The sequence below is a fragment of the Mesorhizobium sp. KR2-14 genome, assembly GCF_040049255.1.
Lineage (GTDB): Bacteria > Pseudomonadota > Alphaproteobacteria > Rhizobiales > Rhizobiaceae > Pseudaminobacter.
In genome coordinates this window covers 1-12,241 of sequence record NZ_JBDZDR010000005.1, presented here as the reverse complement: position 1 = coordinate 12,241, position 12,241 = coordinate 1, and the positions used below count along the sequence as shown (strand labels likewise).

The 12,241-nt window shown below is 60.3% G+C and carries 8 protein-coding genes; 1 reads left to right on the top strand and 7 read right to left on the bottom strand.

Annotated elements, in window-relative coordinates; genetic code table 11:
* Positions 1–889: 889 nt before the first annotated feature.
* The 7 genes from ABLE86_RS14310 to ABLE86_RS14280 form a co-directional block, all read right to left on the bottom strand.
* Positions 890–1,213, bottom strand: a complete 324-nt coding sequence (locus tag ABLE86_RS14310; protein ID WP_348779647.1) for a hypothetical protein — start codon at positions 1,211–1,213, stop codon at positions 890–892.
* Positions 1,214–1,290: 77 nt separating this feature from the next.
* On the bottom strand, positions 1,291–2,544 hold the full coding sequence (locus ABLE86_RS14305; RefSeq protein ID WP_348779646.1) for an MFS transporter: 1,254 nt from the start codon (positions 2,542–2,544) through the stop codon (positions 1,291–1,293).
* A gap of 314 nt (positions 2,545–2,858) precedes the next feature.
* Positions 2,859–3,332 (bottom strand): ASCH domain-containing protein, encoded by a 474-nt coding sequence (locus tag ABLE86_RS14300; protein WP_348779645.1) that lies wholly within the window; start codon positions 3,330–3,332, stop codon positions 2,859–2,861.
* Between the two features lie 259 nt (positions 3,333–3,591).
* On the bottom strand, positions 3,592–5,403 hold the full coding sequence (locus ABLE86_RS14295; RefSeq protein WP_348779644.1) for a hypothetical protein: 1,812 nt from the start codon (positions 5,401–5,403) through the stop codon (positions 3,592–3,594).
* Between the two features lie 213 nt (positions 5,404–5,616).
* Positions 5,617–8,133 carry a glycosyltransferase gene (locus ABLE86_RS14290; RefSeq protein ID WP_348779643.1) on the bottom strand — a complete coding sequence of 839 codons (2,517 nt, stop codon included), beginning with the start codon at positions 8,131–8,133 and terminating at the stop codon, positions 5,617–5,619.
* Positions 8,134–8,233: 100 nt separating this feature from the next.
* The gene (locus tag ABLE86_RS14285) at positions 8,234–9,154 is read right to left on the bottom strand and encodes a glycosyltransferase (RefSeq protein ID WP_348779642.1); all 921 of its coding nucleotides are present in this window, start codon (positions 9,152–9,154) and stop codon (positions 8,234–8,236) included.
* Positions 9,141–10,541, bottom strand: a complete 1,401-nt coding sequence (locus tag ABLE86_RS14280; RefSeq protein WP_348779641.1) for a UDP-glucose/GDP-mannose dehydrogenase family protein — start codon at positions 10,539–10,541, stop codon at positions 9,141–9,143. The genes ABLE86_RS14285 and ABLE86_RS14280 overlap by 14 nt, the downstream gene beginning before the upstream one ends.
* Positions 10,542–10,753: 212 nt before the next feature.
* Between ABLE86_RS14280 and ABLE86_RS14275 the strand changes: the two genes are divergently transcribed.
* On the top strand, positions 10,754–11,977 hold the full coding sequence (locus ABLE86_RS14275; RefSeq protein WP_348779640.1) for a glycosyltransferase: 1,224 nt from the start codon (positions 10,754–10,756) through the stop codon (positions 11,975–11,977).
* Positions 11,978–12,241 lie beyond the last annotated feature (264 nt).

Here is a 12,241-nt window from a genome sequence, read left to right as displayed (position 1 = left end):
ACCGCCTTCTCGGCGGAACTCCCTTCCGCTCGACCCGGCGCGGCAGGTAAACATGCTCATAGACCCAAATTAGCGTCTGGCGTGGTCCGCGTTTGCGGGGCACTGCCCCAGAGAGGGGTTTGCCAGCGTTTCCGGGAGACTTGCCCTGCTTGCGAGTAGGACGGCGGTGCAGCGAATCGTGAACTGCGGTTGACGGACCGTCTTGCTGATAGCACCTCGGATCAAGCTTAAGTCCGAGGGAGTTATCCCCAGACCTGATCAGGTTTACCAGCGTTAGCGTATCGGCGGCGGCTCGAAGAGCGCGAGCACGAGCTACACTCGGATCGCAGGTTTTCAAAGAAAATACTAAGGTTCGATGGGCGCTGTCGTGACCTGCCTCCAACAACTTCTGGTGAACGTCGTCTGGAACTTGGTACCTAAAAATGTACGTTCCGCCCTTTGTCCTCAAACGCGTAAATGGAACAGATGAATAGCGTGGCAGAGTAATCCCCCCTCTCGCGCGAGATAATCGTTAGGACACTGTTTCCAGCCCACAGCATCGTGACGTTCGGGCGAGAGTAGGCAGAGACGATGAAAGTGCAACTATTTCAGATGGTTGGGAGGCCGTCTTGGGACGATTACGTGTGTCCTTTCGGGCGCGCCATTCAATCCCATGAAATCGACGGATTAACCGACAAAAACGGGAATTGCTCTTCATTTCCGCGTGTCGCGGCCGCGCTCGACGTGGTGATGGCAGCGCTTGCCGTAAGCAACACCAATGGCGCTTGCGAGCAGGCATGCGTAATCTGCTGGCCATAACAGGAGCGCGATGATGCGGGACTATCTCTCACAGCATCCGGAGCAGCTCGGTTGCTTTTCTCCCGAAGCCAGAGTGCCACCGAGGCAGGTCTCAGTGTAGCAGCATCGCTGTCGCGACGATGGCGACGATGGCGAGCAGGGCAATGGCAGCAATGACAAGCAGCGCGCTGTTGCTTCCGGGCTTCGGCACACCATCCATCGGCCGCATCGCGTTGGCGAAAGTCGCCGCATTCCTGAAACGCGACGGCTCGGAACCATGAACCGCCGAGGGCTCGGTGTGGGTATTGGCCGCCTCGGCATCCGTTTCCATGGGAGCCGCAGCGGGATCGAAGCCGGGAGTCTTGTCGCCCCTTCGGCCTGCATCAATGTCGGAGCGCTCCTGCTCGGGGGTTCGTTCATCTTGCTTTCTGGTCATTGCGGATTCTCCGAATGAATAGGAACCCTGACCCTGAAATGATGTTCCCGCCAGCCTTTCTTCGCGCGCCTCCGAAGCTAGGCTGCTGAAGCCGCGGCGCGCAAAGGAACGGTCTCCCGTCGTTGCCGCAACGCGAACATCCCACCCATTATCGAGACACATCCGGCAGCCGCCACGATCGGCGCGAAGCCGATGAGATCGGCGACCGCGCTCGACCCGGTTACCATAACCATGAAGGCAAGCGCCTCGACCCCGGAGAACACCGAGACATCGGTAGCCTTGCGCCCCTCGGAGCAGTAGCCGAGCAGGATGCTCTTGGTAGCCGGAATGAGGCCGAAACTCAGGAAGCTGATCACGAGGACGAGCGCGACGACGGCGTTCTTGTCCAGGGCCCTTGCAAGCAGTGTTGCAAACCCAAGACAAGATGCGCCGAGAACCAGGCCCAGAACGCCGGCTGCCATGTAGCCTCCGAAGCGCTCGACGAGATAGCGAGCGGAGAGCGCTCCGAACGCGCCGACAGCGGCCGCGACGACCATCGTGATCAGCGCCGCCTGCGAGACGGCCAAGCCTGCATCGATGAGCATGATGGACTGCAGACCGTAGGTCGTGGCAACGGCCCCATTGACCCCGAGCGAAATGAGAAGCAGGCGGCGTGGTCCGGGGCGCCAGAGGACAGCGAACTGGTTCCGCAGGTTGACAGACGATGGGGGTGGAGCGTTACCTGCGTCGAGCTTCAGTGGCAGCAATACGGCCAGGCCGAACAGCCCGAACACGAAAATCGCTGCAGTGGTGATCGTCCAGCCATAGTCGCCGAGCCAGTAGAGGATGCCGGCCCCCATCAAGACGCCGGCGGCAGCGAAGGCGGTCGCCTTTACCGTCATTCCCTTGGACCTGTCTTTCTCGGCAAGCCGTGCCGCCATCAGGCCCAGGATCGCCGACTGCTGCGTGCCCATGATCGCACTGAGAACGGCAAGCAGCGCCAGGAGGGCATAGGGCGAGGCCAGCGGATCGACGGCGGTCAGGAACAGGAGGCCGAAGGTGATGGCGATTTGCGTGGCGATGATCCAGCTTCGGAAGTGGCCCCAACGCCGGCTGCCGTAGCGGTCGATGAGCGGCGCCCATAAGAACCGAAGCAGCCACGGAAAGCCGGCCAGGTAGACCAGCCCGATAAGTTGCGAGGGCTGTCCGGCCTCGCGCATGAACAGCACCGTTCCTTGCCACAGGAACTGCACGAGCGCTGACAGCGAAAGCGTAAGCAGCGCGATGGACAGGAAAATTCCCGGCGCGCTGCCTTCAGAAACTGCATTCCTTGGCGACCCGCTCTGATCCATCGCCTCCCCCCGACCAACGTCCCGAATGGCCCCGAGCCATTGTGTTGCAGACCACTGACGATCGGGGTTGGTTCAGCCCGGCAAGCTCACGGCGGGCAATCACCAGATCATCACAATAGTCGATAGCTTGATCGTTCCCCTTTGCCGGAAGGGTGCGGAAATTGGCACAGGGCGTCAATCCTTCCGAAGGGCGTAGCTTCCCAAATCAGGCGCATGGACATCCGGGATCTCGACCGCGCCGACCAGCCGATGCGAAAACAAGCGCCGGCCAGCGGCCCGCCGCTTCTGAGACCTCGGTGGCTGCGCAGCTCGGATCAAGCGGTGGCAAGAAGCTCGAACCCTTCACAAACGGTGGCCAGGTTCTCGCGCCAGGGGACACCCCATTCGGCGCATTGAAGCTCGAAATATTCGCGGTGAACTTTCGCCCAGTAGGCCAGGCTGCTGTCGCCCTCCCCTTCGCGCTCGGCGAACGACTGCTCGACCTTATCGAAGGGTCTGACATCCACATCGGTAATGCGGATCAGGAAGCGCGGTTCGGAGACGGTATTGAGCACGACCCAATAGTCGCCGATGTCGCGGCGGCGAATGTTGTTGCGCTCGAAATCCAGATCCAGATGAGCCGTGGCTCGCTTCTTGCCGGCGGTGACCAGGCCCAGAAGTTCATCGTGGTAGGTGGCGAACCTCACATCGGCGAAGGTGCTGGCATGGTACAACTCGGTTTCGATGCCCAGCGCCGTTCGCTGGCGCTCCCAGAAAGCGCGCACTTCCGCTGTTTTTTCTCCGATCATCCCCAATCTCCTCCAATCGACCAACGGGTTCAACTGCGCCGGTCCCCAGCCAGCCCCTATTCTTCGGGAGATTGGCGCCGGCATAAACCCCCGCGCATTGAATAACGAACATTGATCACATCAATGCTTTGGAAACTGCCAGTGCCCGCCTCAAAATTGGGCTTTGCCCGCTGCCGATACCACAGCGAGCGGGTTGACCATGTGCTGATCAACGTCGTCATGATCGCGCTGCTCAGGCTGGCCGAGCGGCTGGGGGCCTCTATGCTTGGCCGGTCGCCATCTGGAGCGGGCTTTTGGTCTCTTCTGCCTTGCCTGCATTTCCAGCGATCGCTTCGAGATCGCTCGTCGCCTGCACGGCAAGCTGCAAGGCTGCCTTCATCGTGCCCCGCAGGATGGCGCGCTCCAGCCGATCGCAGTTCCTGACCAGTTGCAGCTGGGCGGCGGTCAGCGGTTCATCGAGCATGCCGGGCCGGCGCCGGCGCACCTCCTCGAGCAGGGCGTCAAGCTCCCTGTCGTCCGCAAGCCACGACGTCAAGGCCGTGCCGATGGGCGCAAGCGACCACTGTCCCCATTCCAGCACATCGTAGCCTCCATCTGCCCGCGCCACCGTCTGCTCGCGTGCGAAGTCGGGATTGACCAGGCGCAATGGTACTTTTCCAACCAGATCGCGCATCGCAGGCAGGGCATCCTGGAACCGCCCCAAGGCCTCGGCTTCTTCATCCGTGTCGACCGCAATATCCATTCGCGACACGAATTCTTCGGTCAGGCGCTCATGCAGGAAACGGTGCGAGGAAGAATAGATCCTGACCAGGGCGGGCGGCGGTTCGAGGCACCATAGATTGGCCAGGAAATCCACCTGGAGCGCGCGCCACTCGTCAGCCGACGGATTTGCACCGGCACCGGCGTCGCGCACCACGCAGTTGTAATCGCCGTGGGAGAAGCGCTTCAAAACCGGCGCCGCCCACACGGCCTTCCGGTCGACATGACGAAACAGGAGATCCTCGTTCTCCAGCATGCGCAGGTGCCGGGGCGCAAACGCCTGGATTCTCAGATGGCGCGCGGGCGCTCCCTCCATCTGCGCAGCGACCGAAAACTCCGCCGTGCCGCGAATGGCGGGATCGCACCATTCGATCCGCAGCTTCGCATCGGCACCGAGCATGCCGGCGAGTTCTTCGGCAAACACCTGTTCCCGTTCCTGCCGGCCAAAAACACCGCGCAAGGTGCGCTGGTCCTTGGGTTCGGCAGACTGGAGCCGGTGGTCCGGAAACACCAGCGTGTCGATCAGATGCCTTTGCTTGACGAGCGAAACCGCACCCTTGATCGAATCCGTCAGGGCGCTCAACACCTGTCGCAGCAGGACGAAGGAGACGATCGCGACCAGTATGTTTCCGCCGCTATCGGTGACGAAGGGCGACAGAATGACCAGGAAAGTGGAAAGGAAGGCGATTGACGACAGGATGTTGAGATAGTTGCCAAGCCTGTCGGTGATGAAATCGGAGATCCTGTTGCGCCTGAGCGGCGTCACGCCGTGCAAAATCCAGGCGGTCAAGACGAAAAAGCAGAGGAAAAGGCCGAGAAGAAAGGCAAAGGGCGCCGGCGCCAGCACCGCCAGGCAAAGCAAACCGGCAAGCGCGAACAGCACGCGCGCGGCAATCTGGGTGAAGCGCGCATAGAAGCCTTGCGCCTCCGCACGCTGATTGCTGACCACCGCCATGACCCCGGACGCCGCGAGCAGATCGCGGCTGCCCTTTTCCGAAAGCCGTGTCACGCGGGCGTCGAGCAGCAGCGTGAGCAGATAGAAGACGCAGGCGGCGACCGACAGCACGATCACCCCTTGGTCCTTTTGGTCGGGAGCAAGGAACGGCCGGAAATAGCTCGGCACGCGCCCCGACCCCGCCAGCAGGATGACCTTCAGCGGCAGCAGAAAGGCAAGCATGCGCGCAACCCGCGCGATCACCGAATAGGTGACGACGAGAAAGGTGTTCCACCAGGCAACGCGAAAGAACTGCCGGATGACATTGAAAATCCAGCGGACAAGATCCCCGGATTGGCTGAAGAGGTCAACTGTCATCTACTGCTCTCCCAGGCAACTCTCCTGGCAATACTCCACGCGGTGAGGCTGGATTGAAGCATTGTCGACACTCTGGCTTCTGCTGCTTCTTGGATGGGTTACCGGATTTGCCCCCGCCCTTCCCTTTTTGCAGCAGTTGGCATCAGCAAGAGCCGTGCGTCACATACATCAGCACTCTTAGATGCCTCATGAACCTGCCGCACATATGCTTGCCTACTGCAATCGTGGCGGAAAGGCATCGTAGGAGCAGTTCTTTTTCACGAAGTCGCGCCCTGCCTCGAGCCGGTCCAACCACTTCTTTTCGTCCGCCCACAACTTTTCAATGAGCGGCCAGACGTCTGCCGGCTCGGCATATAGTGCCGCCTCGCCGAACGTTCCCCTGAAGACAGGGGGCAGGATCACCGGGACACCGATCGCCATCGCCTCCATCGGCGCGCGTCCGAACTCCTCGATGTAGTCTTCATGCGGATAGTGGATGAAGAAGTCGAGGTCGACCAAAAATTCCTTCACGTCGCGAGAGCCGAAAGGGTCCACCTGCCAGTTCGCGGGCCGTCGTCCAGCCAGCTTTTCGGCATGTCTTGCTCCGCCAAGAAAGCGCAATTTGCATGGCTTGTCGGCGCAATAGGCATCGAGAAGCGAAGTGCGGTTGCCAGGCCATTTCAGAGGATGGTCACGCCCATGGCGTCCGATCACTGGCAGGTCGCGTTCCTTCCCGCGCCAGCGGGGCCGGCCGATCATCCATTCGTCGACGTCGACCATAGGTGTCCACGTATTCTTGTGAGGCTGCGGGTAGCGCGGGTCTTCCTCCATGATCTTGCGCACCCTGTTCGAGATGGGCACCCAATCTCCCTCATGTCCAAAGTACTCCACGAGATGCTCTCGCACGCGGACGGGATCATACGCCACGTCGTCACCTTTCGTGTCGCGTTCGCCCATCTGATTGACGACCACAAAAAGCTTCTCATGCTTGATACTAGGAAATCTATCCAAGAGGTGTTGGAGCATAGCGGGATATGTAATGACGACATTGTCTGCAACGACCTTCTCACCAGGAGAAATAATCGTGATGTTGTTGTTATAGAAGACGGCGCGAACGTCATGCGACAGCGGGCGAGCAACGTCCAAATCATAGCGACAATAGTGCAGAACCCCGATTTTCATTCCGTCCAGGCCAGCAGCTTTCGCCATATGAAACGCCGAGTGAAATGTCCCGCCTTTCATATTCCAGTCGCCGATGAATAAAATATCGAACCGAGGAATATGCCCTCCGACGTCGATGATGCTTGGACGTGGGATTTTTCTAGCGCGAAGGCTTCTAATTTCATGCACAGAATAGTTTTCGTGAACGTAATCAGTAGCTTCGTGATACTCTCTCCTGACGCCGTTGTATATGGTAGAAAGACTCGTATCCTTACTCTGTGTAAGCGACGTTTCCGACACTCTTCCAAATACTAATGGGCAGCCATCGGCCACCATATCTCTATTCCTGCCACCGCAGAATGCTTCCACGCGACGGACAAATTCTCTATCGCCAGACACCCTTACGTCGTCCCATCCGCCGACCATCTCAAAGATGCCGCGATGAACAAAAAAAGAACCCATATTCGGATTCGTTAGATCTTCACGGGGCATCCAAACACCAACAAACGTCAAGTCCGATAGTACCCTGCCCCACTTTGACAGGTTGTACCGAATATTACTGGTCTCGGCATGCCTGATATGACTGAATATCCTGTCGGGATGAGCAAAATCGTCCGAATCATGGATGGTGATATACGCTCCACGTGCCTCTTCCAATGCGCGATTCCGGCAGGTGTAGCTTCCACCATTCACCGTCTGTCGGATGAGCCGGAAGCGTTCGTCCGTTTTGCAAAACGCCTCCACCACCGCAGCGGTATTGTCCGTGCTGCAATCGTCAACCACCAGGACTTCGAGGTTCTGCCAGCTTTGCTCGGCAAGGCTCGTCAGCGCCGTCAAAATCGTCCCCTCGGCATTGTAGGCCGGAACGATCACCGTCACCTTGTTGCCGGGGTCGAAGTGCTTCTTGACGTGCTTTCCGCGCAAGTTGTCGATGGAAAGGGCCCCATTGGGGTCGCGCTTTTCGATTTCGGCGAGACCGAAATGGCGATAAACGGCGTTGATGTACTCCAGCACCTTGGCTTCGCTCTCCGCCGTGCGCACTCCAGTGACGGCGGGGTTCCAGGTGTTGGCAAGCATAAGCTGCACTGAAGTATCGAATGACTTCCCAGCATAGTAGCGCTCAATAAGCGCACGCGCCTCTTCCGCGCGCCCAAGCCGGCACAAGAAAAGCGCCTCCAGCATGAATTGGCGCTTCTGGTGCGCGATCCTCAGATTGATTGCGCGGCGATCTTCCATTTCCTTGAGCGCGGCAGAGAAATCGCCCTGCACGGCATGCCAGCGCGCCAAGCTGTAGCACGCTTCTGCTCTGTCCGCGGCAGGCAGTGCTTCGTTCGCCTTGATCGTGGCGAGATCGATCAAGGCCGAGCGAGAAAAACCGCCCCACAGCTTGTCGTCGAATGCCTTGACTAGCGGAGATGCGTTTGCGACGGACCCTATCCGTTTCTGGAGCCATCTTTTCGCCGTCCGAGGTATGGCTGCCCTCGCGCTTACCGGCAGGCGGTTGTAGGCGCTCCAAATCCGCCGGCCGATCTTTTCCCTCATCCCTTTCCCGTAAAAGAAGGGCTCGATGTCTTTCAGAAATTCTTGCATCTTCTCTGGTGATCGGGATCATTCGTGGATGAAGACTACCGCTTTGCGGCAGGGGACGGTTGCGGCCCGGACAGGCCCTGGCGCTGCGCTGCAAGCGAAATCATCGGCGCTCCGCCATGCCGCCTGCCTTCAGGCGCACGGCCTCCCGAAGCCCGACAATCCAGACGCGAAACAGGACCAGAATAGCGACAAGCCGGTGACGAAGCGGATGGGGAGTGGACTTGAGAAAGCTCCAGGCACCCGCCACTGGCGGATTGATCGTGCCGATGAGCCAGATGCGGCGGCGCCCCGCTGAACCGCTGGCAAGCTGACCGCCCTTGATCCGGCGTGCCTTGGTGGCGATTTCCTCCCATGTCGTCCGGGAGCGGTGATCGACACGCGCCTCTTTCGCAAACGCTATATCATGACCGGCGCGGCCCGCGCGCCGGCAGAGATCGGCATCCCCACCCGAAAACCGGCTGCCATCGAAGCCGCCGAGCATCTCAAATATAGCCTTCGGCACGGCGAGATTGGCGGTGGCAGCGTAGCCGCGCCGCACGTATTGCTCCTGCGGAATCCCCTTGACGATGTCGTAGATCTCCCAGGCGCTTGGCTTCGGAGACCGGCTGACGATATTGACCGCGCCCGCCACCAGAGTCCCCGCCGCCTGCCGCGCTGCAAACGCACCGTGCTTCTCCAGCCAGTTGGCAGCCGGCAAACAATCTGCATCGGTGAAGATCAGCCAAGCGCCGCGCGCGTGCTGTGCGCCTAGGTTGCGTGCGGCATAGGAGCCGGGCTGGTCGCAGCGCAGCACGCGGGTGTTGGATGGCAGTTCTGCGGGTGGCGCAAAGTCCGGCGACAGGTTGTCGACGAGTATCACTTCGAAGCGCTCGGGCGGCAGCGTCTGCGCGCCGAGGCATTTCAGGAGGTCCGGCACCAGGTGCCAGTGCTGGTAAACCGGCACGATAACCGAATACTCGATCATCGGCTGTCCCGAGGCCTCGGGGTAGCGCAACGCCTCGGTTTCTTCAGCCCGCCTCACGAATGCCGTTTCCTGCTTCATCGAGGCTTTGAAGGCTCGCCGATTCGCCGAGCGGTGTCGATGCAGGGCGACCGATCGAGTAGTATTTGATGCCGTATTTGGCCACGAGTTGCGGATCGTAGACATTGCGGCCGTCGAAGATGACCGGCGAGGCGAGCGTATTGCGCACCGCTTCGAAATCGGGCGCACGGAAGCTCTTCCACTCGGTGGCGATCAGCAGGGCTCCGGCCCCCCGGAGCGCCGCCTCCTTGGTGCCGCACAGTATCAGGTCGTCGCGCTGCCCATAGATCTCCTGGCATTCCTGCATAGCCTCGGGATCGTAGGCCTGCACCTTGGCGCCTGCATCCCACAGCGCTTCCATCAGCTTGCGCGAGGGCGCTTCGCGCATGTCATCGGTGTTGGGCTTGAATGCGAGCCCCCACAGCGCGAAGGTTTTGCCCGCCAGGTTCCCGCCGTAGTGGCGGCGCACCTTCTCGAAAAGCACGTTCTTCTGTAGATCGTTGCGGTGGTCGATCGCCTTCAGCACAATGGGCTCGAAATCCGCATCCTGGGCCGTTCGAATAAGGGCTCGCACATCCTTCGGAAAGCAGGAGCCGCCATAGCCCATTCCGGGGTAGATGAAATGGTAGCCTATGCGGGGATCGCTGCCGATGCCGCGCCTCACCTGCTCGATGTCGCAGCCCAGGCGCTCGGCGATGTTGGCCACCTCGTTCATGAAGCTGATCTTCGTCGCCAGCATGCAATTGGCGGCATATTTGGTCAGTTCGGCGCTCCGCACGTCCATGACGATCATCTTCTCATGGTTGCGGTTGAACGGAGCATATAGTTCGCGCATCGCCTGCTCGGCCTCGGCGCTGTCGGTGCCGACAATGATCCGATCCGGCTTCATGCAGTCGGCCACTGCCGACCCCTCCTTGAGAAACTCGGGGTTGGACACCACGTCGAAGCGAAGCTCGGCGAGCCCGCGCTGCGCAAGCGCCTTGGCAATGGTCTCCCGGACCTTGTCGCAGGTGCCGACCGGCACGGTCGACTTGCCGACGACAATCTTGGGCGTCTCCATCTCGCGGCCGATGGTTTCCGCGACCGAGAGGACATATTTCAGATCGGCCGAGCCATCTTCGTGAGGCGGCGTACCAACGGCGATGAAGAGGATCGAACCGTGCTGGATCGCCGCTTTCGAATCGGTCGTGAAGCTCAGGCGGCCAGACGCGCTGCACTCCCGAACGATACTCTCGAGACCCGGCTCGTAGATCGGGATGATGCCCTCGTTAAGCGCCTGTATTTTACGCGCGTCGACATCAACGCAAACGACCTGATGTCCTGATTCCGAAAGCACTGCACCCTGGACAAGGCCGACATAACCGGTGCCGAAAACGGTGACCTTCATGCAAAATGCTCTTGCTTAGCGGGTTGCAGGGCTGGATACAGCACGTACGTAAACACGTCAAATCTGGGTCGCTGCAACAAATCATGATTCTATGACACGCATTTGACCCTCCCCTCGCTTGATGGCTAAGCGGTGATCAAGTCTCATGACGGTTAGCGTCGCGGCCTGCGCCGCTGGCACGTCTTCGAAACATACATACTGGTTTCTCGTTTATGCGAATTTGGGTTGTCCGAGACCTCGAACCGATACCGACCGACAGAGATCCTCGGCTTTTCCGCGCCGGAATGTTCGCTCAAGCTCTGGCGGAAAGCGGCCACGAGACCACGTGGTTCACCTCGACATTCAGCCACTACACGCGAGAGAATCGCCCGGCAGGCACCTTTCAAGTTAACGATGGCTTGACGATCAACGTCCTTCCGGCGCCGGGATACAAGTCGAACATCGGCCTTCCAAGAATCATTCATAATCACCTGTTTGCAAGGAGATTCCTGAAACACGCCAACTCGGCAACGGTGCTTCCGGATCTGATCGTCACCGACCTCCCGACCACCGAAACGGCAAGCGCTGCGGTTGGATTCGCCCTGCGCAAAAATCTGCCGGTGGTCGTTTCGATCCGGGACCTCTGGCCAGATTTTTTCGCGGATTTCGTGCCTGCATGGTCGCGCCCCGCCGCACGCCTCGTCATGAAACCGCTGGAGGCGCAAGCGCGCTTTGCCTGCCGTCACGCAACTTCGCTCATCGGTATATCGCAGGGCTATCTGGCCTGGGGGCAGGCGAAGGGTGGGCGCTGCGACACCACAAGGGATCGGGTTTTCCCGCTGGGGTACCAGCGAAGCGCGGTTCCGACTTCCGCCGAACTGGAGAAGTTCTGTCTCGAGCTGAACGTTTCCCCGGGCCAGCACCTTGTCTCGTTCATTGGTTCGTGGGGGGCGACCTACGACCTGGAACTGTTGCTGGAAACGGCGCAAAAGCTCTCTGGCCGCCCCGACATCGTGTTCCTGCTCGCAGGCAACCACGCCTCGCGGCCCCGACTCTCGGAAGCATTTAGCCGGCTACCGAACGTGCGCCTGGCAGGCTGGATTGGTCCCGAAAAAGTCGCAGCCTGCCTTGGCCACTCCGCAATAGGTCTGCTGCCCTACGTCGCAAGTGCCCCGCAGGGCCTGCCCAACAAGATATTCGAGTACATGGCCTACGGTGCCTATCAGATTGCCACGCTGGCGGGAGACGCGGCGGCGCTCTACGCCGAGACCGGCGCCGGCACGACCATCCCGAGCAGGAATCCTTCCGCGCTCGCGGCGGCCATTGAAAAGGCTCTCGTGGAGAAAGCCGGGCAGTCCGAAAGGCAGCGCCGTATCTCGATCTTCGATGAACGCTTCGACGCGCGCAGGATCTACCGCGACATGGTTGCCCATGTCACCGCTCTTGCGCAGCGGTGAATCGCAAGCCGCTGGTTGTCGACGTCGATCCAGGCCCCCTTCGGGATAGATGTGGGATCCCTTTTTTGCGCAAAGCTTCGTGTGAACGGCCTCACGCGGCTCCGTCCATTGCTTTCAGAACAATTCGCAGTCGCCGGATGCGGGGTTTGGGAGTGTGGCGTTGCCGGCGAGGCGGGCGGCGAGGTCGGCGAGGGTGACGGTGGCGAGTGCGGGGCCGGCGTCGAGGGTCTGGCCGGCGGGCATGGCCGGGGCGAGCGCGGCGAG